The following is a 22,950-nucleotide window of genomic DNA, read 5'->3' on the forward strand; positions in this document are numbered from 1 at the left end:
TTTATTTACAACTTGGTAGCATAACTATTAAATATTGATACTCAACTCTCATTTGTTGAGTTTTTGAGTTGCTAAATTATTGACAGAAGAAATTAAAATTAATATGAGCTTTGACTATAAAATTCGTGTTTATTACGAAGATACTGATGCTGGTGGTATTGTTTATTACGCCAATTATTTGAAGTTTATGGAAAGGGCGAGAACAGAGTGGTTGAGAGCAATGGGCACAGAACAAGATATTCTTTTGGAACATTCTGTGGGTTTTGTCGTCAAACGGGTTGAAATGGATAATCACGCCCCTGCAAGGTTTAATGAGTTGTTGAGTATTCAAACCGAAATAGTAGAATTGAAGCGTGCCAGTTTAGTGTTTAAACAAGTCATCATAAGCCCAGCCAATAAACCTTTGGTTAGTGCTTTAATACGAGTCGCCTGTGTCAATATATTGAATATGAAACCACAAGCTATTCCAGAAAAAATATTAGGGGAATTTTCACGTGTCATCTGAGTTATCTTTTATCGATTTGATTTTAGAAGCTAGTTTACTAGTTCAACTGGTTATGTTGTTGTTAATTACTGCGTCTATCGCTTCTTGGGCTTTCATTATTGAGCGCAGCCGAGCGTTGAACGCTGCCCGCAGTGAGATGAAAAAATTTGAAGATAAATTTTGGTCTGGGGTTGATTTAAATCGTTTTTACCAAGAGTTGGCCGCTCGAGAGTCTATAGGCGGTATGGCTAGTATGTTTTGCGCTGGCTTTAAAGAGTTTGTGAAATTGCGTAAGAGTGCATCTACACCTGCAGATGCCATTATGGAGGGGGCATCTCGTGCCATGCGTGTGTCTTTATCTAGGGAAATTGATAGTTTAGAAAGCAGGTTACCGTTTTTAGCCACAACCGGATCAATTAGTCCCTATATTGGTTTGTTTGGGACTGTTTGGGGAATTATGAACTCATTTATTGCATTAGGTGGCCAGCAACAAGCAACTTTAGCTATGGTGGCTCCAGGGATTGCAGAGGCTTTGATTGCTACTGCAATGGGTTTATTTGCAGCCATTCCAGCCGTTATAGCTTACAACCGTTTTAGCCACCAGGTAGAAAAGTTAGAAAATAGCTACGGTAATTTTATGGAAGAGTTTTCGAGTATTTTACATAGACAAGCCTTCTCATCTAGTGTCGACACTAACCAAGCTGCTGGATAGATAAACTATGTATGTAAGAAAGCGTAGACGCCCTGTTTCTGAAATTAATGTGGTTCCTTATATCGATGTAATGTTGGTATTGTTGATTATTTTTATGGTTACAGCGCCTCTTATTACTCAAGGTGTGAAGGTAGATTTACCTAAGGCAGACTCGCAGCCTTTAGATGAGGAGGCTAAGCCACCAATCGTGGCGTCGGTAGATGCTGAAGGGCAGTACTTCTTGAATGTTGGTGATTCCCAAGATGAACCCATGTCTGCCGTCGAACTAGCCACATTAGTGGCTGCTCAATTACAAATTGATCCTGATTTACCTGTCGTGGTAAGAGGCGATGGTGCTGTGCCTTATAGTGAGGTAGTACAGTTGATGGTGTTGCTACAAAGAGCAGGGGCGCCATCAGTGGGGTTAATGACGACTCCACCGGAGAGTTAGGCTAGCAATGAACCTTTTTACTAGTTTTTCATTGTCCTTTTTGCTGCACTTAGTTGTGTTGGTCATGGTGTGGGTGAGTGCTGACTTTTCTTCATCTAAAGAGACCCCAGAGTATTCTGCCCCAGCACCAATTATTGAAGCAAAGGCTATAGATGAACAGCAATTACAACAAGAAGTCCAAAAAATAAAGGACAAGAAAAAGGCTCAGCAACAAAAAGAGGAGCAAAGAGTTAAGGATTTAGAGCGCCGAGCTGCTGCTGCAGAAAGAAAGCGAAAGCAACAAGAGTCACAAGTGTCTGAGTTAAAAAATCAAGCACGTAAACAAGAACAAAACAAAAAGAAAGCAGAACAAGCCGCTGCTGCCGCTCGTGAAAAACAGAAACAAGAAAAAGCCAAAATAGCAAAGCTAGAAGCAGCAAGAAAGCGTAAAGAATTAGAAAAGAAAAAAGCTGATGAACTTGCTCGAAAAGCAAAAGAAAAACGCCAAAAAGAAGAAGCTGCCCTAAAAGAATTAGAGAGAAAACGTCAACAAGAAAAAGAACAGGCGCTGCAGCAAAAGCTATTAGAAGAGCAACTGCAAGCAGAGCAAGCAGCAAGACAGCAAGTGCGAAATAAGCAGGTCTTGTCGGAAGTTCAAAAGTATCAAGCGCTTATTAAACAAACTATAGAACGAAATTTAATAGTAGATGACGCTATGAAAGGTAAGTCTTGTCGCCTAAATATCCGTTTGGCTTCTAATGGTCTAGTAACACAAGTTACTGAATTAAGTGGTAATGCTATTTTATGTCGAGCCGCTAAGGCGGCTGTTTATAAATCAGATACATTGCCTGTTTCGAAAGAAGCGGATGTCAACCAACAATTACGTAACATTAATTTAACTGTAGAGCCAACATTGTAATGCCGAAACTTAGAGTTCTTTTCTTTTCTTTTTTATTTTCTTTAATTAGTTTTAACTGTTTCTCCGCCCTAGAGATTGTGATTACTGAAGGTGTAGATACTTCAAGGCCTATCGGTATTGTACCGTTTAAGTGGGTGGGTGACGGCGTAATGCCCGCAGAAATTACAGAAGTAATAGGTGCTGATTTACGTCGTAGTGGTAAATTCAATCCAATTAAGAGCATTGATATGCCTCAATATCCTGCTACTGATACTGAGGTTGATTATAGTGCTTGGGCCGCAAAAGGTGTTGAAGCCGTTCTCGTAGGCACAGTCGAACTCGCTGGCATTGATAGATATACAGTAACTTATGAGTTGATTGATGTACTGCGTGGGCAAATCACTGGCGGTGATTCACAAATCTTAGTGGGTGGAAAATTAGTTAGTAGTAGTGAGCATATATTAGAAACCAGAAGATCAACTATTTCAGGGAATGAGTTTAGGCAGTATTCCCATAGAATTAGTGACGTTGTTTATGAAAAGCTAACGGGTGAAAAAGGCGCGTTTATGACACGTATTGCCTATGTATTAGTGCGTGATAGGCAATCTCATGAGTTTCCATATCAGTTGGTTGTATCTGATTATGACGGTGTTAACGAAACTGTGCTTTTACGTTCGAAAGAGCCTCTAATGTCACCTTCTTGGTCTCCTGATGGGACTAAGCTTGCGTATGTTAGCTTTGAGAATAAGCGTCCACAAATCTATATCCAAGATATCTACACCATGAGCCGTACGCAAATGACGAGCTTTCCAGGTATAAATGGCTCGCCCAAGTTTTCGCCTGATGGTAAAAAATTAGCTTTGGTATTGTCTAAAGATGGCAATCCCGAATTATATGTTATGGATATAGCGAGCAAACAAATTCGCAGACTCACAAATAATAGAGCGATAGATACTGAACCTAGTTGGATGCCTGACAGTAAAGGATTGATATTTAGTTCAGAACGGGGTGGTAAACCTCAGATATATCGAGTAAATTTAGCTACGAACAAGGTTCGGCGTCTTACGTTTGATGGCGAAATGAATTTAGGTGGTACGGTTACCCCTAATGGCGAGCAGATGGTGATGGTGAATCGGACCCGAGGTAACTATCATATTGCAAGGCAAGATCTTGATAGTGGTAATCTCATGGTTTTAACTAAGACCTATTTAGATGAATCACCAAGTATTGCTCCAAATGGAAGTATGATCATATACAGTACATTGCATCAAGGAAAGCAAGTTTTGTCTTTGGTCTCCCTTGATGGAAGGTTTAAGGCTCGTCTACCAGCAGCCGACGGACAAGTAAAGGCACCAAGTTGGTCGCCGTTTTTACTGTAGCCAAGAGATATATAATTTAAATTCGATAAAAATAGGAACAAAAAGAATGCAGCTTAACAAAATTTTTAAAGGTTTAATCATAGCTTTACCTGTTGTGACCTTAATGGCTTGTTCTTCAACAAGTGAAGATGAAGCTTTAGCGGCTGAGCAAGCGAGAATCGCACAAGAGCAAGCAGCAGCTGATGCCCAAGCTGCAGAAGATGCAAACGTTCAAACAGGAAATGTTGCACCGCTAATGTCTCCTGAAGAAGAGATGAAAAAGCAATTAGATGAGTTGCAAGAATCCCAAACCGTTTATTTTGACTTTGACCGTGCAAGTGTAAAGCCTGAGTTTTATTCAGTATTAGATTTACATGCTGCGTTTTTAGTTAAAAATAGCAGTCAATCTATTGTTATTGAAGGCCATACTGATAGCCGTGGTACACCAGAGTATAATATTGCTTTAGGTGAATCTCGAGCCAAATCAGTACAGACTTATTTATTGAATGCCGGTGTAAGTTCTTCGCAAGTTTCTGTTGTTTCTTATGGTGAAGAAAAACCAGTTAATTATTACAGTACTGCAGCGGCTTTCGCAGAAAACCGTCGCGGCGTATTAGTATATCAATAGTAGATATTAAACATGATAAAACGCACCTTAGCGCTAAGTTTGCTAGGGCTATATGGAGCCGCAGTTAATGCGGCTCCTGCGCCTGTGGCAGATGTGAATGACAGTAGTGACAAACAACGTCTTGTAGAACTAGAAAAGAAGTTTGCGTCTCGTACTCAAGCTCAACATCGTCAACAAGAACAATTGGACCTTTTACAAAGCGAAGTGAGTGAGCTTCGTGGTGCAATTGAAGTTCAGAGTTATCAACTAGAGAAGATCTTAGAACGTCAGCGTGAGTTGTACCTTGAGATTGATAAACGTATTGAAGAAGTAAAAACTCAACCAAGTACTCAGGTTGCTACTGTGCCTTCGCAATTGGCAACTCCTAGTGACACTACTCCGGTAGTAGGAAGTGATAATGAGGCTTACGATAAAGCGGTTAATCTAATATTAAAAGATAGACTGTATGATCAAGCTGTACTAGAGTTTGAAGCATTTCTACAAAATTATCCTACATCTGACTATGTTCCAAATGCACGATACTGGTTAGGTCAAGTGTTGTTTAATAAACAAGATTGGGTAGGTGCGGGTGAACAATTTCAGTCGTTAGTTAGTCATTACCCTGACTCTAATAAAAGAGCTGATGCGTTATTAAAACTTGGCATCACTGAAGTACAACGATCAAATGCGGCTAGAGCGAAACAATTATGGGAACAATTATTGAGCGAATTCCCAGACTCTTCTTCTGCAAAGTTGGCTAGCCAGAGATTAAGTAATTTATAAAAATTGTGCGCTAACTCATTATTTAGCGCCAATGTTTCATTCTTTATACAAGTATCGTTCGCTTTTTCAGCAAACAGTTTAAATTCTTAAAATAAATTAGTTTTAAGCTTGCACTGAAATTTGAATTGAGTATTATATGCCGCCTTCGCAGTGAGGCGAACGGAAAAAGGGTCGTTAGCTCAGTTGGTAGAGCAGTTGACTTTTAATCAATTGGTCGCTGGTTCGAATCCAGCACGACCCACCAATTTCCGAATCTCATCGCGTTTATGTAAAGTTTTCAATTAGATGGGTCGTTAGCTCAGTTGGTAGAGCAGTTGACTTTTAATCAATTGGTCGCTGGTTCGAATCCAGCACGACCCACCATCTATCTCTAATGTTTCAAGTACCCATTAAATTATTAACGTCCATATATAACTTATGTTGTAACGGATGATAACTTGCATGTTCAACTAATTTTCCAAGAAAAACTAGAGCCTACAAACTACATAAGACAGATGCCTGAAGTGATCTAGCATGACTTATCATTTTTCATCTAGCTTATTCAATGACATTGATTTTAATTAGATTGTTTTTATTCAGATGAAAAATTAAGAATTTGTAGACCGAAGCAAAGACTTTCTATTTCAATAAATATGTATTTTTACTTAGCGCCAACAAATTTAATCCTTAAATAAAAGCTCGGCACGCGTCTTGATAGGCAGGCCTTTGCTGAATCCGATCAATGTAAGCTGCTACTTTGGGTGAGGCTTCAAGTATGCCGAATACTACTGATGAAGCTAGTAACCCTCCAAACACTATATCGGCGGCCGTAAACTGGTTGCCAAGTGCCCAATTAGTTGTGGGGGTTAAAGCTTCTAACGTTGACATAACACGAGTCATATCTCCCCATCCAGCTGTTGCAGGTTTCGGGTGTGTAATTTGCGCCGCAGCAAGGGTAAGGGCTGGTTCAATGGTATTTCCTGTAACAAACAAGTAGCGATAATAGGTGCCTCTATCAATAGAGTGTATTTCTGGTGCCAACTTCTTCTCTGGATACTTGTCAGCTAAATATGCGCAGATGGCCGCCACTTCTGTAACAACGGTTTGAGCATCTTTAAGTATTGGCACTTTCCCCATGGGGTTAATTTGTTGTAAATGTAACAACTCCTCGCTTTTAACGGTAAGGTCAATTTGGATTTGCTCATGTTTGATATCAAGCTCTTTAAGCATCCAATCTGTTGTGACAGCTCTGCTCATTGAGTTGTAATAATGCTTCATGGTTATTTTCCTTTCTATAGTGTATTTCGAAATGAACGTTTTGTTTAAAAGTAGAGTGTATTGATAAATGTGCCATATAGTGGCACATTAAAGTTATGTTGAAGACAAACTTTAAAAGTCGTGCCGAAAGACGAAACCGGCTAATTGGCATGCTCCGTTCAGAGGTGTATTGGCAGACTGCTGATCTACGGGAGCACTTAAATATCAGTCAACGCACCTTAATGCGAGAACTCGCAGATCTCAAAGATGCAGGGTACCCAATAGAGTCAGATAGAGGGCGTGGAGGCGGTATTCGTTTAAACGGAAGATGGGGAATTGAACGCTTAGTATTGAATCACAAAGAGGTCGTAGATTTGATACTTTCACTTTCTATAATGGAGACGCTCAATTTACCCTTGCTGAGTGACAATCTAAACGCTATTAGGCAGAAACTATTTCAGGCCTTTCCTGAAAACCAACGGGGGGTTGTGAGTAACATTCGTAAGCGTATTTTGATTAGTAGACAGACAAAGCTTACTAGTGACTTTCTCCTATCGGACCTCAAACCGGAGATTTCAGACAATATCTTAGCGTCTTTTTTTGAGCAACGCTGTTTAGATATAAAATACTGCTCTGATGCTGGTGAACATACTATACGGACTATAGAGGCTCATTATATTATGTTGAGTTGGCCTGTATGGTACATAATAGCGTGGGATCACCTCAGAGCGGCTGCTAGAGTATTCCGTATAGATAGAATTGAAAGTGCTTGTGTTATGGGAGTATATTTCGAGCTTCGGCCCGAGCTGCTCCTTAACGATACTTACGCACCGTATTACAAAACAATTTAGTCTCGCTCTGGCTTTATTAGAATCACATTGTGTAATTAATGCTTGGATTTCTTATTAGACAGTAGATATCAGAGTAATATTCAACTATTCGTGAACATCATAAATTTGTGAGTATTTAGACTGAACGGTTTTTCTGTTTATTGGATTGTATTAGCGCCCTTTCGGGCGCTGTGATTATTCACATAGTCACCAAATCTTGATTGGTATTAGATTTCATTAAAGTCAGAGCTAAAAGTTTTTTGGTGGGGAAGGTGCTACAAGCTTACGCTTAGGGTTTTGTTTTAACTCTTGTAGTAGCTCTTTGACAGCACGCTCAATCGATGGGTCTTGTCCTTTATGTATCAGTTCTGGACGGTCTATTACTTTAATGTCTGGGGTAACCCCTTCGTTTTCAATGATCCAATTTCCTTCATTGTCTAGCACTCTAAAAGTTGCAGCAATTACCTGCCCCCCGTCCACAAGGCTAGGATTACCTGAAATGCCAATCAAGCCCCCCCACGTACGAGTGCCTATTAGTTTCCCTAAACCAGCTTGGCGGAAATAGTAGGGTAGGGCATCTCCACCTGAGCTAGAGTAACCATTGATTAGCATGGCTTTAGGGCCTTCATGGGCTAACTGAGGCGTTTTTGTGGGTTCTACGCCTCTACGCTTCCAGTAATTTAGAGGTTTACGAGCCAGCCAAGTCAGCATGTGTTCTGGAATAAAGCCGCCGCCATTGTAACGATCATCGATTATCATGGCTTCCTTAGTGGTTTGTGGCATAAACTTTTTAAATAGCTCCCTATGACCAGCAGAATGGGTGTTAGGTAAGTGAACATATCCAATTTTGCCTTTAGACAGTTTATCGACGTAATCCATGCGAGACTTCACCCACTTTAAGTAACGTAAACCGGTTTCACTGGCTACTGGTTTAACTGTCACTGTCCAGGTGTTTTCATGACTTGGTGAGTCACTCAACTCTAGTTCAATAGTTTGTTTTTGAGTATTCTCTAGTAGTTCATAAAAATTGCTAACCCCTTTGGTTGTCTGACCTTGTACTGTTATGATGTAATTTCCTACATTTGCGTTTACACCTGGTTCATCAAGTGGGGAACGGAAGTTTTCGTGCCAGCTCTCGCCTTTAAAAATTTCATCAATTTTTGCAAAACCTGACAAGTGGGTAGAAACTTCAGCTCCTAACAGTCCATGTTTTTTACGTTCTGCTTTAGGAGTATCGCCAGATTGTACGTAAATGTGGCCAGCGTTTAACTCTCCCGCAATTTCACTAAGTATGTAATCAAGATCGCTTCGGTGTGCCACAGCATTCACCAAAGGTTGATAACGCTTTCTTATTTCTATCCAGTCTTGCCCATGGTGATTCTCATCGTAGAACCAGTCTCTCAGTGTTCGCCAAGCCTCTACATACATTTGTTGCCATTCAACTTGTGGGGATATTTTTAACATTAGTTGAGATAAATTGAGCGTTGATTTAGATAGGACTTGCTTGGCTTTGGGTTCTACAATGCTGTAGTTATCGCCTGATTTTATAAGTAGATGTTTAGCATTTGCAGAAAGGGTATAAGCCGAGACTTTTTCAGCAACTGTTTCTACCTTTCCGCTGCGCCCGTTACCTATAACATTTAATGTTCCATCAGACATGGCAAGGACACCGCCTTTTACTCCGCCAAGTTGATTGTAGTCTCCAGCTTTAGCATTCAATACTTCAACTCTATCCATAAAGTTCTTTGGATCTATTGTAGAGGGAATGTCTGACTGCTCTGCTTCACTTTCTTCTTTATCATTGTCAACTTTTATAACTACTTCATCACTTTTGAAGTTATTGATGGCGATTACATCATTGTTAACTGCAGCAGCATATACTCTAGTTGAATTAGCATATAAATAATCAAACTCATAGCTTGAGAAGGTCATATTGAAATCACGCTGTGAGGTAAAATACAAATAGTGGCCATTTGGCGAAAACGTTGGGTTTTGTTCCGAGGTCATTTCGTTGGTTAAACGAGTTTTCTTTTTACTATTTAAATTGTAATGCCACAATGAACGATACCTGTTTTCGTTGTTTTTAAGGTAAACAATGTCTTCACTGTTGGGCGACCAAATATATGTGGTTAAACTGTCATCGTTAAAGCGAGCCACATCTATTTGGGTTTGCTTGCGACTCTTTATATCGACCACCCAAAGAATATGATTTTTATCTGCAAATAATAGTTTTGTGCTGTCTGGTGACCAAATTGGGTTGAAACGCCAAATAGTACCATTTGATGTTAACTGTTTAATTTTGTTATTAGATGCTCGGTCTTTTAAGTAGATTTCATACTCACCGGTTTTGTCGCTCATATAAGCGATATAACGTCCGCTAGGTGACCACGTAGCATCTATCTCTCGACTGCTAGATGTGTGCGATAGGTTGCGGGTAACACCGTCTTTTTTAGGTACTGAAAAAATCTCGCCTCTAGAGGTAAATAATGCACGTTTGCCACTGTTATCAATGCTCATTGAATCGATAAACTTGCTTACATTTTTACTATAGGGCAGGGCATGCTTACGCACGCCTAGAATGTCAATTATGAGCTTCTTTGATTGTTCTGTCTTTGGGTCAAAACGATATAAATATCCACCATTTTCATACACAATTGCATCAGGGCCAGCAGATGGCCACAGTACATCGTAGGTATTGTGATGGGTAAGCTTTTTTGGTTCTTTTCCTTTTCTGTATTGATATAAGTTTAATGTAAAGTCACGGTCAGACACGAAATAAATAGTGTCTTCAACTATGGTAGGTTGTTGATCTGTTGCACTGTGATTTGTCAGCTGTTCAGAGGTATTCTTTTCTAAGTCATATGCCCAAACATCTTGTGCACGGCCACCTCGACTCCGTTTCCATGTGCGGAATTCTCGGTCAATAGGCGTGTAAATGTACTTTTTACCATCCATTGAAAGCATGCCACCTCCTGTTTCAGGTACTGCTAATGGTTGTTCTTTACCTCCGTTGACAGATATTTTATATGGACGCCCCATGCGTTCGCCCCAAGGCAACCTATTTGCTCTAAATACAATATATTCACCATCAGGTGTCCAGTCTAAAACGCGGTAATCAAATCCGCCACGTGGAGGCATTGGACCTACATCATTGTAATATGTTAACTGTTTTAGCTCAGAACCATCGACATTCATGACGTAAACCTGTCGGCTGCCATTATATTCGGCAGAGAAAGCGATTTTTTTTCCGTTAGGTGAAAATTTGGGAAAGGCTTCATAACCGATATGATCGGTTAAACGTCGGCTCTCTTTGGTGTGGTGATTAGCAATATAGATATCACCCGCATAGACAAAGGTTACATGCTCTTTATAAATATCTGCAAATCGTAACAGGCGAGTATCGGATGTTTGGTAAGCGTATGTATTAAACGCACTTAATGCTGTAAAAATAACGAAAATTCTTATTAATTTCATATACTTTCTTATTGTTGTTATATTAATTAGCAAACATTAGTTGGATTATCTTCTTGATTCAATCATCGTTTTTAAATTGGCTTTAAATAATTGTAAGAATATCTTAAATATTAAAAATAAATTCCATGAAAATAGATACATGATCCCTTTGTTTTTATAAAATTCAGAACCCACCATCCAGAGTAACACTGATTTTTTTACCTAGTGACATTGCTAGATTGTTATCGTAATAGGCGGCTTCATTTATAAAGTGTGGGTAGGCTTCGTAATCACCTTGATAGGTAATTTCTCCCCCGTCAAATAAGGTAAAAATAGGGTCCCCTGGATTGAGCGGTTGAAAGTCATTATCTTGAATCTTTTTATGGACCATGCCAATGCGTTCACCATTTTCATCAGTTGGCAAAGCTATGGTTTCTACGTAGCTAAAAGCTGTATAGCTTTCTGCTAGGTCAGGTAACATATTACGATTATGTAATTCAATAAAATCAAGGATGGTATGTGTCATATTTTCCATCCATTCTAGTACGTCTTGTCTAATCACTGATTGTGGTTGTGGGCCTATTTCGACAATCACTCCTTGTGGCGCGATTGAGGCCAGAAAACAATGTTCTTCAATGCTAATTTGGTCTTCGAATACAATAACGGCTTTAGGCATTTTTGATAGTACATATGCGCCTAACTTTTTATTAAATTCGTCAGACTTTAGTAAGATGAGTGTTGGCCCCATGTTGCTAGTAGTGTTGTGCAAATCAATAATAAAATCAGTTTTAGCACGTCCTTTAGGGCCTAATTGCGAGTTAATGGTTTTTGCTAAAGTTTGCTCATATTTAGTCAAATCATTGTTTGCAAGGTTACTAAGTGTAAATTGACGATTTAAATCACAATCAAGATAACGTTTATTCTCTTCAAACCCTTTAGGGTTAGCGAGTAGTGTTTCAATACTGAGGCTATTTCTTTGGATGTGATGAGGCTGGCTTTGCCACTTTTTTAATAAATAAATGCCACTAAATTCATTGCCGTGTGTTCCCCCAACAATAGCGACCTTCTTAAGTTTATCCATTAAATATGTTTTCCCAGTATTAATTGTTAACAATATTATATCTTACAGAAGCATATTAAAAATAAAGAAAACGAATCAATTGTCAATTCAAACCCGCTGTTAATGGTGATTGTAAATATGTCGGCGGAAAATCCCAGGTCTTAATTATTAGGGGGCAATTAAGATAGACAAGGGGAAGCATTTTCACAATAAACTGTATGAATTTGATGTCGTTATGGTTGGCCTTTAGACCGCAAGAGCATAGCAATACCTTCTTCAAAAAGACTTGGATGCTTTCTGAGCATTCACATTGATAATGTGTAGTCAGATTACAGCATGATACTTACTCGTATTGAAAAATGGGCCTGAATTGCATTCCTAAAACTCAAGGCTCCCATACCGGTAGTGTAAATTAATATGCATGTTTTTATTGTTTAGGCATGAACTTAAAGCATTCTTCATTTACAATTAACGTGATACTTTTGCTATGAAGAAGATAGATGGATTTACAAAATTACGTAGACGATGCTGGTGATATCTTTGTTTTACCAGATGCAGTAATTAAAATTAAACAATTAATTGATGATGATGCAGCATCTTTAGATGATATTGCAGAAGTCATCAATTATGACCCTGCCATAATGACGCAAGTCTTGAAAATATCAAATAGTGCCCTTTATAATTTTCCCAACACCATAACGACAGTATCTAAAGCAATTCAGGTCATTGGAACACACTCTATTTATGATTTGGTGTTAGCTTATGGTGTTGCGAGTGCTTTTAAAGGTATTGCAATTGATGTCATTGATTTAGATAAATTTTGGGAAGAATCTGTTTCTTGTGGGTTGTTGTGTAAATACCTTGCGGATGAACTTGGCCTAAAAGAGTCGGAAAAACTGTTTGTGTGTGGTTTGTTACATAATCTAGGTGAGTTGGTAGTGGTGCAACTAAATTCGGCGATCGCTAGAAAATGCATGGACATATCTTCTAAAACGCCATTGGAACAACAAAATCATTACTTAGGGTTTTCTTATGTCGATATCTCTAGTCGTTTACTTAAACTATGGGGGATCCCCTTAGATATTGTTGAAATAATTGAGTCTACGCATTGCACTTCAAAGGAAGTGCTAACTAAAGAACAACAAATCATTCAACTTGGATACTTATTAGCGATAAATAATATTAATAATGAGTATTTCTCCAGGTTTGATGGCATAACTCCTGAAATGTATGCTGTTTTAGATTTGGATAAAGAGAGCATAGATGACGCTGTAGATTTTAGTAATTTACAGCTTATGAGTGCTTTAGCCTTGTTTAGTCCGTCGTCATTCGCATTATTTTAATTCAGGCTAGGCGAATACTGCTACCGTTTGTCTGCTTAACGCAACTAAAGCTCCGTTACTATCCCAAACTTCTGCTTCAGTGTTAGCATACCCGTCTTGAGCGTGTCTGGTTTTAGCTTTGTAAACAAACCAATCGGAAGGGCTAATTGAATTGTGTGGGTGAATAAATTCTAGATTCCAATTCATTGTACTGGCTGCTGCAGGCCATTTTAACTGCTGTAAAACTGTTGGGGGCCATACATCAATTAACCCTACTAGGTGTGCCTCTGTAAACGTTTTTGGTGCGACTTTAAAGCGCATCCGTCCAAAAGTATGGCTGTTTTTGTTGCCAGTAAAGGGCCAACCGCCATCAGTTTTAGCGAGTTCAAACTGACTAATAAATTTAGGTGTTACTTTAGGGATTACTGGCAGAAAGTTTGCCTTTGTTGGGCCCTCTAATCCATGTTCTAGATTATTGAGTACACGTATCTTTGATCGCCTTTTAACCCCAAAGCTGGCTTGACTGAGCACCGCTACATTTCCATTTTGGGTTACTTTGCCAATAGCTTGAGTGACATTTTTACCTTGTCTCAATATTTCTACTTGTATCGTAAATTCTTTATTTGCTTCTAGCGGACCAATAAATGCGGTATTGAATGATCTCATCTGGCTTTCTGATGTTAGAGTTTCTCGAATAGCTTTAAAAATTAAAGCTGCCGATACTCCACCATATATGGTCCTACCTTGAGCCCATGATTTATCTAGAGTGAGTTTTACTTCATTTATGTTGTGTTTTATCTGATTTCTAATTGAGTCAAATAGTGTATCTATATGCATTGTTCACCTGTATTTTTATAAAACCTACTTTGATACTACGTAGCAACGATTTTATGATACGTAAATAGGTAACTCATTATAGAGAGTTAATTCAACCTCTTTATAAATGAACATAAGTTATTGTTATAACTATATAAAAGTTATAAATCTCTTGATGTTAAGGATATCACGGCCTTACCATTGGATACGATAGAATATTCTTGTAGAACCTGTTTGGGTGAGTATTCGTGTGGATTTTGACTTGTATTACTATTTGTTAGTAATACTGATTTTAAACTATAGATAATTTCAAAAGGTACGTATAACTTGAGGGATCATCACTCTATTCCAATTCATTTTGCACATGCAAACGGGTTTCCTATGGGCAGTTACAGGCGTATGTTTGACGGTTTGGGCGATGGTATTGAAATTTTTGGTTTGCCTAAGTTTGCACACTCACCGTTATTTCCTGTCAATACTAACTTTGAAAATCTTAACTTAGAGTTAGTTCATTATTTAGAAAATCAGGTGCGTCAACCTGTGTATCTGGTGGGGCATTCTATGGGAGCTGTCATGTCATTTATGGTGGCGTGCGATAGACCTGATTTGGTTAAAGGACTTATTATGTTAGACCCTCCCATCGTTTCAGGCTTGTCTCGAATACTTTTTAAGACAGTGAAATTAGTGGGGCAAATAGATCGTATTACTCCTGCAAGCAAATCAAAATTTCGGTGCCAAAGTTGGGATAAGGATACTAACTTAGTTAATTATTTTAAAGATAAGGCATTATTTAAAAAATTTGAACTTGGATGTATTCAAGACTATGTATCATCTGCCATTGATGAAAAAAATGGTAGGCTTCATCTAAATTATGATGCCAAGATTGAAACAGAAGTCTATCGAAACGTTCCTCATAATATTCATCTATATAGTAAACGGTTATTGGTGCCGGCATGGATTATAAGCGGTGAAAAAAGCGAACTCAATACGCCATTTTTTTTATCTTCATTTCTGAAAAATACTAAGGTGAAGCAGCATGTGTTAAGTAATGGAGGGCATATGTTTCCTTTTGAGCAGCCCACAGAAGTTGCAGAGCTCATTAAAGCAAAAATTTTAGAGTGGGAGTTTGTGAATGAAAAAACCGCTTTAAATTAAAGCGGTTTTATTTAGACTATTATTGTTAAAAGCCTACTTTGAGGCCGAGCATCTCGCGAGTTACCAAAACCACTCCTTTATCAGAGACTCTAAAACCTCTGGCTAAATCATCATCACGATTATGGCCAATGATCGTACCTTCAGGTACTTCACACCCTCTATCAATGATCGCTTTACGGATTTTACAATTACGGTTAACTACCACTTCTGGCAAGATAACAGAATCCTCTATCTCACTATAAGAGTGTACTCTAACGTTTGAGAAACACAGAGTACGCCTCACTGTGGCCCCAGAAATTATACAGCCTCCAGATACCACTGAGTTTATGGCCGTACCTAACCTACTTTCTTCTTCCCAAACAAATTTAGCTGGAGGAAGTTGTTCCTGATAAGTCCATATAGGCCATTTTTTATCATAAAGGTTTAGTGCAGGTACGGGCGACACCATTTCCATATTGGCTTGCCAGAATGAGTCAATGGTGCCAACATCTCGCCAATATGCCTCGTTCTCTTCGTCACTTGTAAAAGGAAATGCATAGACATCATGTTCTTCGATTATAGAAGGAATAATATCTTTCCCAAAGTCTCGCTCTGAGCCTAAGTTGTCAGCATCTACTTTAAGTTGATCAAACAAAAATTCAGTATCAAAGACGTAGTTACCCATCGAAGCCAAGCATTTAGTTGGGTCATTGGGAAGTGGAGTCGGATTCTCGGGCTTTTCTTCAAACCCAATTATCTTGTAATTTTCATCGACTGACATGACGCCAAATTGACCAGCAGCTTCTTCTAAGGGGACAGGCATACAGCAAACTGTCATTTTTGCCCTAGACTCTGAGTGTTTAGCCAGTAAGTTACCGTAGTCCATTCTATAAATATGGTCTCCAGATAATACCATTACAAACTTTGGTAACTCGTCTCGAATAATATCGATATTTTGAAAAACAGCGTCTGCGGTGCCTTCATACCAGTTGTCTGAAAAGCGTTGTGATGCTGGTAGGATTTCAACAGATTCGCCAAGTTCTTTTTTAAAGTGACCCCAACCTCGCACAAGGTGCCGTATTAGAGAATGAGACTTGTATTGTGTGACTACTCCAACGTTTCGAATACCGGAGTTGATACAATTAGATAGAGGGAAGTCGATGATGCGAAATTTACCACCGAAATATAGTGCTGGCTTAGCTCGCCAATTCGTTAATTCATAGAGTCTTGAGCCTCGGCCTCCCGCTAAAATAAGTGCATATGTATCACGTGTTAAGTTACTAATATAGCGAGATGGTTGTTTTTCCATAAGTCATGCTCCATCAAAATTAAGGTTATTTGTAAAATATGTACTTAATCCGTTACTACCTGTGTTGAGTACCACAATCGAGTGTACACGACAGAAAACTATATTCAATCAATGATAAGCAGATGTGAATTAAAAGTTAAAAAAACACTTCATCAGATGGCTTTATCTATAACAATAGACAATAATAAGCCACCTTAGGAGGACTATTTATGTTGAACGTAGCTATCCTGGCGCATGAAAAAATAGCCATGTTTGAATTGGCATGTGCTATCGAAATTTTTGCCTTACCAAGAGAATATAAAACTTGGTACCAGACCGATGTGGTTTGTTTCGATCGGGCGCCCATTAGTGCTACTGGTGGTATAAAAATTACAGCAAAGCCCATTAGAAGTTTATATCGATATGACACGTTAGTTATTCCAAGCTGGACGACCAACAGTAAGCATGTTCGTTTAGATATGGCGGAGAAAATAAATGAATTTGCAGAGCAAGGAAAACGAATTATTTGTTTTTGTTCAGGTGCGTTTTTACTGGCGCAATTGGGATTATTACAACATAGAAAAGCTACAACACATTGGCGTTACGGGGAGCAGTTTAAGGAAAGATTTCCAAAAGTAAATTTTGTAAATGATGTGCTTTATACTCATGACCAAAATATTAGCTGTTCTGCAGGTAGTGCTGCAGCGCTAGACTTGGGTATTGATATTATTCGAAAAGATTTTGGCCATACTATCGCTAACCAAGTTGCGAGGCGGCTTGTTATATCCCCTCATAGAAGTGGTGGACAGACACAATATGTGGAGACACCTGTGGTTAAGAATTCAGGTTCTTTTAGTGCAACCTTAGACTGGACCATTGAGAATATAAGTGAAGCTATCAGTGTTGCTGAGATGGCTCAGCAGGCTTGTATGTCAAGAAGAACCTTTGATCGTCACTTTAAAAAAGCTTTAGGAACTAGCCCTAAGGCCTGGCTTAACCAGCAAAGAATTAATTTAGCGAAGCAAATACTAGAAGTTGAAACTCTTTCAATCGAGCAACTTGCTAGCAGAGTTGGCTACGATAACGGGATTACCTTAAGGTTCAATTTCAATAAATATGTAGGGGTAGCTCCTAGTCAGTATCAAGCACAATTTAAAACAAATTGATTCATTATTACTTACTCTGTAATACTTTATACACGACCTTATGATAATTGTAATGGTTGGCCTATTTTAGGCCAACTGTTGTCTTATGTAGAGTTTGTCAATATTTTTAATGAACCAATATTTTGTTCTAGGTTTAGTCATTCCATTATTTTTTTACTTGTTCACTACCATTCTTTAACGCTCGTATTAACAGACAAACGCCACAGATAAAGAAGGGAATACTCAAAGCTTGCCCAGTGTTTATCCAAATATCACTGTTATAAGCGGCTTGATTTACTTTAACGAATTCAATAAAGAATCTAGCGGTGAATACTAGAGATAGGAATACCCCCAGTAATGTACCTGTGTAGTGTTTGATCTTTGTAAACCGATGTAAGCAATATAAGGTGGCAAAAATAGCGAGGTATGAAAATGCCTCGTATAATTGAGCTGGATGCCTAGGAACTAAATCTATGCGTTCGAAAATAACGGCCCATTTGACATCAGTTTGGTGTCCAATAATTTCTGAATTGACAAAGTTTGCTACTCGAACAAAGAAACCAAACAGTGAAGTAGCAATGGCTAATCGGTCCAATAACCAAATGTAACCGACTTTAAATTTTCTTTGAAAAAGATACACGCTAATGATGACGCCTAGGCCTCCACCATGACTGGCTAGCCCTCCCTCCCAAATCGCTAATATTTTTAATGGATTACTTAAATAATATTCAGGGTCATAGAAAAGGCAGTGTGCTAGTCGTGCGCCAATGATAATTCCGAAGACACAGTACATTAACAAAGAGTCTAAAAGCTCTAAATTAACTTTTTCTCGTTTGAATATTCCTTTCATGACCTGTAGACCAGCTAAAATAGCTGTTGCAAACAAAGCGCCATACCAATGTATGGTTAAGCCTGCAAAAGAAACCAAGATTGGGTTCGCGTTCCAAGTGAAATACTCCATTTAATGTAGCCTTTTTATTCTTTAATTTACGATAACTATTTGACGATATTGTACCTGATTGACTTGCAGCAAACAGGCTATGTTTTGATAAAACTAGATTATTTATCGGTGGAAGATGTGCTGATAGAGCGTTTGAATTTAGGAAAGTTCCCGACAATAACGATGTAATAAGCCAAAACCGACAGTAGAGTAAAGATGATCATGCTTGTAGAAACCTCGCGCCAACCTTTGGTGAACAAAGTGAATACCAACATACCCACAACCAATAAAGTGGGACTTGCCACTAAAGCAATCATGACTCTGACATTGGCAGGAAGGGAAGTTTTAACACTCGTTTGCGGTTGCACCAGCAGTACTCAAATTGATGAATTTAGGATAAAAGATAATGCTGAAGTGCAGAGAGTGCAAGGGCAATTATAAATACTCATGAGTGACTTTTGGGGGCTAACGCTACTTTAGATTGGGAAGGTTTATTCAGAGCCTCAATTATTTCTCGGTCTGCTTGGGTAAGGGCATTTAATTCAGTCATCAACATTTCAATGTCTGCAACTGCTGCTGTATTTGAGTCTGTTTTTCGGTTGTCATTTTTAACATCTCTTGTAACTGTGCGAGAGAGTTATGGTGAGTATCATACAAGTTAAACAGAGCTGTTGTTTCTGACAACGAAAACCCAAGACGTTTGCCTCTGAGAATAAGCTTCAATCTGACTAAATCTTTATTTGTTTAAATGCGCTTTAGCTCAATTCTAAAGGGCTTAGTAACCCTTGTTCTTCATAAGACCATATCGACCTTGGTGTAACATCCATGGCTTTTGATAGGTCACTAATACTAAAGTTCTGTTCACTCATAATTGCTTGCCCTGTAATTTAAAGAAGTTATAACGAAAATTAAAGCTCTACGTTTACGTAAACTAGGTGCAAACGTAGAGCTTTAATTATTTAAAAGCAAATGCTCTAGTAGATAAATTCAATAAATGTCTACTTAGTTACAGGGTTAAATGTGCAGACATTTTTCCAAATATTGAAAATTTAAGGAGTTTTTATGTCTGATAACTCAATAGTTATTGTTGCGGCTAAGCGTACCCCTATGGGTGGCTTTATGGGGAGCTTGTCATCAGTAACCGGCACTGAGCTTGGATCTCATGCAATTAAGGCCTTGTTAGATGAAAATGTCTTACCCCATGTTGATGAAGTTATAATGGGGTGTGTCTTATCTGCAGGTTTGGGGCAGTCACCTACTAGGCAGGCATCTTTGGGGGCTGGCTTACCTCTCTCAAGTGGTGTGACAACCGTAAATAAAGTATGTGGTTCAGGAATGAAAGCTGTTGCTTTGGCGCATGATTTAATAAAGGCTGAGTCTGCAGAGGTGGTCATTGCCGGTGGCATGGAAAGCATGACTAACGCCCCCTATCTATTGCCAAAAGCACGCAGTGGTTATCGGATGGGGCATGGACAAATGATTGATCATATGATGTTTGACGGTTTGGAGAATGCTTATGATGGCCAAGCTATGGGGTGTTTTGCTCAGAAGACAGCTGACGCAGAAGGGGTGTCTCGAGATGAAATGGATGCGTTTGCGTTAGCAAGTTTACAGAAAGCCTGTGACGCGCAAGCATTAAGTACGTTTAGCGATGAAATTACCCCTATCACTATAAAAGGCCGAAAAGGCGAAGTAGTCATTAATAGTGATGATGGACCTAAGCAAGCCAAGCCTGAAAAAATTCCAAGTTTACGACCCGCGTTTATGAAAGACGGCACGTTAACCGCAGCTAACTCCAGCTCTATCTCTGATGGGGCTGCGGCACTTTTAGTAATGAGTCGTGAAAAATCAAAAGCATTAGGATTGGAGCCTTTAGCTAAAATAGTGGCTCATAGCTGCAATGGCTTAAAGCCAGAAGATTTTACTGTCGCACCGGTAGGAGCAATAGATAAACTATTGCGTAAAACTGGTTGGTCAATAAGTGATGTTGATTTGTTTGAAATTAATGAAGCATTCGCTATGGTGACTATATTGGCAATTAGAAAGCTTGGGCTAGATGCAAGCAAAGTGAATGTTAAAGGTGGCGCGTGTGCGTTAGGGCATCCTATTGGCGCGTCTGGTGCGCGAATTTTAGTCACATTAATACACACTTTAAGGCAGCGTGGTCTTAAAAAAGGCATTGCGTCTCTATGTATTGGTGGCGGTGAAGCTACTGCCATTGCTGTAGAAATTGTATAGTAATGCGTCTTAGCGCTTGGTTTTAAAGAGAATATAGGTCAGTGAGATATGGTGGTTGTCATATGATCTCATTAGCCTATTTCACATATTTACAATTCAAAAAGTTCATTAGGTTTTTTTCACTGCCTTTGAAGTGCTATCAAGTGTACTCTCTGCTATGACGAGATACGCCACTCTATATTTCTTTTGAAAGTGTGTGGTAGGCAACAGAGGTTTTATCGGAAGTTGTAAAAAACAAAACGTATAAGGAACCTCCGTTTTAAAATTTTTTAAAAGTTACTTAGTTGTAACTTATTACTCCATTGCGTCTAAATTGGTGCGTATCTTGTGGTAACGTTCTTGTTGCAAATGATTTAATTGACTATTTTCAATGGTAGTTATGCATTTCTTTAATTGTTTACTTGATACTGATGGTAGACCAAATTTTGCAGCTTTTGAGGAAATGGTTTGCATAAGATTTAGTGCAATAGAGGTGTTTTTAGGCATGATAGTAAAGGCTTGAGTAAATATTTCTATTGCCTTTTCTAAGTCCCCTTTCTGATAGTGATCTACTGCAGTGTTATTTAAGTCTTTTGAACTATGTTTAATGGTCGACTTTTCATGTTTTTCTTGGTTAATATAATGTAAGAATATTTCTCCTTTATCTGGTTCACTTTGACATAACACTTCTATTTGCTCAAGGATGGCCTGTGACCTTTCGTGTAAACCTAAGTCATGAAGAATTTTGGCTTTATCTAGCAATGCATCAGGCCCTTCGGTATCCCAGCTTTCCTCATCTAACTGATTCAATAATGCCAAGGCATTGTCTTTTTCATCCTCAAGATAAAATAGTCTAGCGTTGATGACTTTAATTTGTTCGTCCATTTCAGCTTTAGGGAAAGCCTGATTAAACTGTTTAACATACTCATTAGCTTGTTTAATTAAACGTTCAGTATCAGCAGCATCCGTTGTCATAGCATAGTCAATCCCAGCTCTAGCAACGTTTAAGTAATTTTCAGGTTTATCATGAATAGAGTTTTTGGCAAATCGAACAATCTTTTTTGCTGCTTCAAACTGGGTTTCATAGTCGTGTGTAATTCGAGACAAATCCATTGCTGTTTTATGTCTACGAATGCTTCTAGGAGAAACCTCGGTTGCCATAATCACGCACTCTAATGCAGTTTCAAAGTCATTCTGTTTTATTTGCAGCGCTGTTAACAAGTCGTATGCGGCTAATTGTGAATCTGGCTTAAAGGCTAAACGTAAAACTAGTTTTTCAGCTTGTTCATCTTCATCTAAATGTAAATGGCTATTAACTAAGCCCAATTGAGCCCAAGTAAACGTTTGTACCTTTAGTACAGCAAGATAAAACTCTTTAGCTTCTAGAAACTTACCTGAAGCAGTAAGCATTTCACCTTTGATTTTAAGGGCTAAAGGAAAAAATTCAGAATGTTTAGGATTCGCTAGAAATAACTCTACTTCAGATAGTGCTCGGATAAAATCTTGTTTTTCGATACATAAATACACTTTATGTAATACTTTTTTTCTAGTTAATACTCTACTCAACCGGCGGTCTAAATCTTTGACTGTGAAAGGTTTAGCTAAAAAATCATCTGGTTGCAACTCAATAATACTTTGCACTAGATCGGAATTGGTATCTGCGCTAATAAAGACGAAGGCAGTACTTAAAGGTAATTCCCCATTTGTTTTTATTTCATCATAAAAATAATAACCGTCTTGCTCACGCTTTAAATTATAAGAGCAGATAATCAGGTCAAAACGCTGACTACGAATGGTTGTCAGTGCAAGGTTTATTTTATCTACATAGCTAATATTGTTAAACCCTAACTCCTCCAAAGAGTATTTCATATACCCTTTGGCTAAAGCTTGGTCATCAACAATAAGAACTTTGGTATTTTGTGCGAGTTGTAAATTCATTAAAAACTAGTTTTCCTTGTATCTATAAAGGTTATCGTATTTTTCACCGAAATAATAAGGGCTAAAAACACAAAAAAGGAAATTAAAAGTGACTAACAAAGTTAATTGGAATAGTTCACATTAGTAAAGTGCTTTAGAAAATTTATGAGTTTTCTGATTAATTACATGCTGTGCTATTCACTATGGTTTGCCTTAAATACCAAGGTTATTGTTGTTAACTTTAAAAACTCATCTATATTAACTGAGCTACGTGTATAGGAAAAAATTTAAATAGACAATCTAATGGCCTAACAGAATTTAACGAGTAGGCGGAATCCACA

At 38.5% G+C, this 22,950-nt stretch carries 20 protein-coding genes, 2 tRNA genes and 1 pseudogene; 15 read left to right on the plus strand and 8 right to left on the minus strand.

Translation table 11 applies throughout. The features are described 5' to 3' along the window. Positions 1-103 precede the first annotated feature (103 nt). The 9 genes from ybgC (at position 104) to ABJD71_RS08090 (ending at position 5,614) form a co-directional block, all read left to right on the plus strand. Positions 104-505, plus strand: a complete 402-nt coding sequence (ybgC, locus tag ABJD71_RS08050) for a tol-pal system-associated acyl-CoA thioesterase (protein ID WP_348167185.1) — start codon at positions 104-106, stop codon at positions 503-505. Further along, positions 495-1,196 carry a protein TolQ gene (gene tolQ / locus ABJD71_RS08055; protein WP_348167188.1) on the plus strand — a complete coding sequence of 234 codons (702 nt, stop codon included), beginning with the start codon at positions 495-497 and terminating at the stop codon, positions 1,194-1,196. Before ybgC ends, tolQ begins: the two co-directional genes overlap by 11 nt. Before the next feature lie 7 nt (positions 1,197-1,203). Beyond that, positions 1,204-1,626 (plus strand): protein TolR, encoded by a 423-nt coding sequence (tolR, locus tag ABJD71_RS08060; RefSeq protein WP_348167191.1) that lies wholly within the window; start codon positions 1,204-1,206, stop codon positions 1,624-1,626. 7 nt (positions 1,627-1,633) lie between these two features. Further along, a complete protein-coding gene (gene tolA, locus ABJD71_RS08065; RefSeq protein ID WP_348167194.1) occupies positions 1,634-2,524 on the plus strand; it encodes a cell envelope integrity protein TolA in 891 nt (296 codons plus the stop codon). After that, positions 2,524-3,882 (plus strand): Tol-Pal system beta propeller repeat protein TolB, encoded by a 1,359-nt coding sequence (gene tolB, locus ABJD71_RS08070; protein ID WP_348167197.1) that lies wholly within the window; start codon positions 2,524-2,526, stop codon positions 3,880-3,882. Before tolA ends, tolB begins: the two co-directional genes overlap by 1 nt. A gap of 46 nt (positions 3,883-3,928) precedes the next feature. After that, entirely contained in the window at positions 3,929-4,489 is a 561-nt protein-coding gene (gene pal / locus ABJD71_RS08075) for a peptidoglycan-associated lipoprotein Pal (protein ID WP_348167200.1), read from the plus strand. Between the two features lie 12 nt (positions 4,490-4,501). After that, positions 4,502-5,251, plus strand: coding sequence for a tol-pal system protein YbgF (ybgF, locus tag ABJD71_RS08080; RefSeq protein WP_348167203.1), 750 nt, complete (start codon positions 4,502-4,504; stop codon positions 5,249-5,251). 168 nt (positions 5,252-5,419) lie between these two features. Next, a tRNA-Lys gene (locus ABJD71_RS08085) sits at positions 5,420-5,495 on the plus strand. Between the two features lie 43 nt (positions 5,496-5,538). Further along, positions 5,539-5,614: transfer RNA gene (locus ABJD71_RS08090), tRNA-Lys, on the plus strand. Positions 5,615-5,917: 303 nt separating this feature from the next. Here the strand turns inward: ABJD71_RS08090 and ABJD71_RS08095 are convergent. Then, positions 5,918-6,508 carry a glutathione S-transferase family protein gene (locus ABJD71_RS08095; RefSeq protein ID WP_348167206.1) on the minus strand — a complete coding sequence of 197 codons (591 nt, stop codon included), beginning with the start codon at positions 6,506-6,508 and terminating at the stop codon, positions 5,918-5,920. 95 nt (positions 6,509-6,603) lie between these two features. On the opposite strand from ABJD71_RS08095, the gene ABJD71_RS08100 reads away from it, so the two are divergent. Continuing rightward, entirely contained in the window at positions 6,604-7,338 is a 735-nt protein-coding gene (locus ABJD71_RS08100; RefSeq protein ID WP_348167209.1) for a WYL domain-containing protein, read from the plus strand. Between the two features lie 228 nt (positions 7,339-7,566). On the opposite strand, the gene ABJD71_RS08105 is transcribed toward ABJD71_RS08100, so the two are convergent. Together ABJD71_RS08105 and ABJD71_RS08110 are read right to left on the minus strand one after the other, a co-directional pair. Then, positions 7,567-10,791: a S41 family peptidase gene (locus tag ABJD71_RS08105; protein WP_348167212.1), complete on the minus strand. Its 3,225-nt coding sequence runs from the start codon at positions 10,789-10,791 to the stop codon at positions 7,567-7,569. A gap of 163 nt (positions 10,792-10,954) precedes the next feature. Next, positions 10,955-11,851 carry an aspartoacylase gene (locus ABJD71_RS08110; RefSeq protein WP_348167215.1) on the minus strand — a complete coding sequence of 299 codons (897 nt, stop codon included), beginning with the start codon at positions 11,849-11,851 and terminating at the stop codon, positions 10,955-10,957. 479 nt (positions 11,852-12,330) lie between these two features. Here ABJD71_RS08110 and ABJD71_RS08115 point away from each other — a divergent pair, with 479 nt between their 5' ends. Beyond that, positions 12,331-13,173 carry an HDOD domain-containing protein gene (locus ABJD71_RS08115; RefSeq protein ID WP_348167218.1) on the plus strand — a complete coding sequence of 281 codons (843 nt, stop codon included), beginning with the start codon at positions 12,331-12,333 and terminating at the stop codon, positions 13,171-13,173. A 6-nt stretch (positions 13,174-13,179) separates the two neighbouring features. On the opposite strand, the gene ABJD71_RS08120 is transcribed toward ABJD71_RS08115, so the two are convergent. After that, positions 13,180-13,989 carry a thioesterase family protein gene (locus ABJD71_RS08120; protein ID WP_348167221.1) on the minus strand — a complete coding sequence of 270 codons (810 nt, stop codon included), beginning with the start codon at positions 13,987-13,989 and terminating at the stop codon, positions 13,180-13,182. Between the two features lie 306 nt (positions 13,990-14,295). Between ABJD71_RS08120 and ABJD71_RS08125 the strand changes: the two genes are divergently transcribed. Beyond that, positions 14,296-15,123 carry an alpha/beta hydrolase gene (locus tag ABJD71_RS08125; protein WP_348167224.1) on the plus strand — a complete coding sequence of 276 codons (828 nt, stop codon included), beginning with the start codon at positions 14,296-14,298 and terminating at the stop codon, positions 15,121-15,123. A 25-nt stretch (positions 15,124-15,148) separates the two neighbouring features. Here ABJD71_RS08125 and glgC read toward each other — a convergent pair whose 3' ends face one another. Continuing rightward, positions 15,149-16,411: a glucose-1-phosphate adenylyltransferase gene (gene glgC, locus ABJD71_RS08130; RefSeq protein WP_348167227.1), complete on the minus strand. Its 1,263-nt coding sequence runs from the start codon at positions 16,409-16,411 to the stop codon at positions 15,149-15,151. 209 nt (positions 16,412-16,620) lie between these two features. Here glgC and ABJD71_RS08135 point away from each other — a divergent pair, with 209 nt between their 5' ends. Further along, positions 16,621-17,556, plus strand: coding sequence for a helix-turn-helix domain-containing protein (locus ABJD71_RS08135; protein WP_348167230.1), 936 nt, complete (start codon positions 16,621-16,623; stop codon positions 17,554-17,556). Positions 17,557-17,701: 145 nt separating this feature from the next. On the opposite strand, the gene lgt is transcribed toward ABJD71_RS08135, so the two are convergent. Further along, a complete protein-coding gene (lgt, locus tag ABJD71_RS08140) occupies positions 17,702-18,496 on the minus strand; it encodes a prolipoprotein diacylglyceryl transferase (RefSeq protein WP_348167233.1) in 795 nt (264 codons plus the stop codon). A gap of 195 nt (positions 18,497-18,691) precedes the next feature. On the opposite strand from lgt, the gene ABJD71_RS08145 reads away from it, so the two are divergent. Beyond that, complete coding sequence (locus ABJD71_RS08145) at positions 18,692-18,916, plus strand: hypothetical protein (protein WP_348167236.1); 225 nt, start codon at positions 18,692-18,694, stop codon at positions 18,914-18,916. 4 nt (positions 18,917-18,920) lie between these two features. Here ABJD71_RS08145 and ABJD71_RS08150 read toward each other — a convergent pair. Further along, positions 18,921-19,344 (minus strand): annotated as a pseudogene (locus ABJD71_RS08150) (MerR family DNA-binding transcriptional regulator). Positions 19,345-19,537: 193 nt separating this feature from the next. Between ABJD71_RS08150 and ABJD71_RS08155 the strand changes: the two are divergent. Beyond that, positions 19,538-20,713: an acetyl-CoA C-acyltransferase gene (locus ABJD71_RS08155; protein WP_348167239.1), complete on the plus strand. Its 1,176-nt coding sequence runs from the start codon at positions 19,538-19,540 to the stop codon at positions 20,711-20,713. Between the two features lie 294 nt (positions 20,714-21,007). On the opposite strand, the gene ABJD71_RS08160 is transcribed toward ABJD71_RS08155, so the two are convergent. Further along, positions 21,008-22,630 carry a response regulator gene (locus ABJD71_RS08160; protein WP_348167242.1) on the minus strand — a complete coding sequence of 541 codons (1,623 nt, stop codon included), beginning with the start codon at positions 22,628-22,630 and terminating at the stop codon, positions 21,008-21,010. Positions 22,631-22,950: the final 320 nt, after the last annotated feature.

This window comes from Paraglaciecola sp. (assembly GCF_039943935.1).
Classification (GTDB): Bacteria; Pseudomonadota; Gammaproteobacteria; order Enterobacterales; family Alteromonadaceae; genus Paraglaciecola.

Excerpts from the sequence above, each read along its gene's own strand:
- ABJD71_RS08110 (WP_348167215.1), bottom strand. The coding sequence starts at position 11,851 with ATGGATAAACTTAAGAAGGTCGCTATTGTTGGGGGAACACACGGCAAT.
- ABJD71_RS08135 (WP_348167230.1), top strand. The coding sequence starts at position 16,621 with ATGTTGAACGTAGCTATCCTGGCGCATGAAAAAATAGCCATGTTTGAA.
- ABJD71_RS08160 (WP_348167242.1), bottom strand. The coding sequence starts at position 22,630 with ATGAATTTACAACTCGCACAAAATACCAAAGTTCTTATTGTTGATGAC.
- ABJD71_RS08145 (WP_348167236.1), top strand. The coding sequence starts at position 18,692 with ATGATCATGCTTGTAGAAACCTCGCGCCAACCTTTGGTGAACAAAGTG.
- ABJD71_RS08120 (WP_348167221.1), bottom strand. The coding sequence starts at position 13,989 with ATGCATATAGATACACTATTTGACTCAATTAGAAATCAGATAAAACAC.
- ABJD71_RS08095 (WP_348167206.1), bottom strand. The coding sequence starts at position 6,508 with ATGAAGCATTATTACAACTCAATGAGCAGAGCTGTCACAACAGATTGG.
- pal (WP_348167200.1), top strand. The coding sequence starts at position 3,929 with ATGCAGCTTAACAAAATTTTTAAAGGTTTAATCATAGCTTTACCTGTT.
- ABJD71_RS08100 (WP_348167209.1), top strand. The coding sequence starts at position 6,604 with ATGTTGAAGACAAACTTTAAAAGTCGTGCCGAAAGACGAAACCGGCTA.
- ABJD71_RS08155 (WP_348167239.1), top strand. The coding sequence starts at position 19,538 with ATGTCTGATAACTCAATAGTTATTGTTGCGGCTAAGCGTACCCCTATG.
- ybgF (WP_348167203.1), top strand. The coding sequence starts at position 4,502 with ATGATAAAACGCACCTTAGCGCTAAGTTTGCTAGGGCTATATGGAGCC.
- lgt (WP_348167233.1), bottom strand. The coding sequence starts at position 18,496 with ATGGAGTATTTCACTTGGAACGCGAACCCAATCTTGGTTTCTTTTGCA.
- ybgC (WP_348167185.1), top strand. The coding sequence starts at position 104 with ATGAGCTTTGACTATAAAATTCGTGTTTATTACGAAGATACTGATGCT.
- tolR (WP_348167191.1), top strand. The coding sequence starts at position 1,204 with ATGTATGTAAGAAAGCGTAGACGCCCTGTTTCTGAAATTAATGTGGTT.
- tolA (WP_348167194.1), top strand. The coding sequence starts at position 1,634 with ATGAACCTTTTTACTAGTTTTTCATTGTCCTTTTTGCTGCACTTAGTT.
- ABJD71_RS08115 (WP_348167218.1), top strand. The coding sequence starts at position 12,331 with ATGGATTTACAAAATTACGTAGACGATGCTGGTGATATCTTTGTTTTA.
- tolB (WP_348167197.1), top strand. The coding sequence starts at position 2,524 with ATGCCGAAACTTAGAGTTCTTTTCTTTTCTTTTTTATTTTCTTTAATT.
- ABJD71_RS08105 (WP_348167212.1), bottom strand. The coding sequence starts at position 10,791 with ATGAAATTAATAAGAATTTTCGTTATTTTTACAGCATTAAGTGCGTTT.
- glgC (WP_348167227.1), bottom strand. The coding sequence starts at position 16,411 with ATGGAAAAACAACCATCTCGCTATATTAGTAACTTAACACGTGATACA.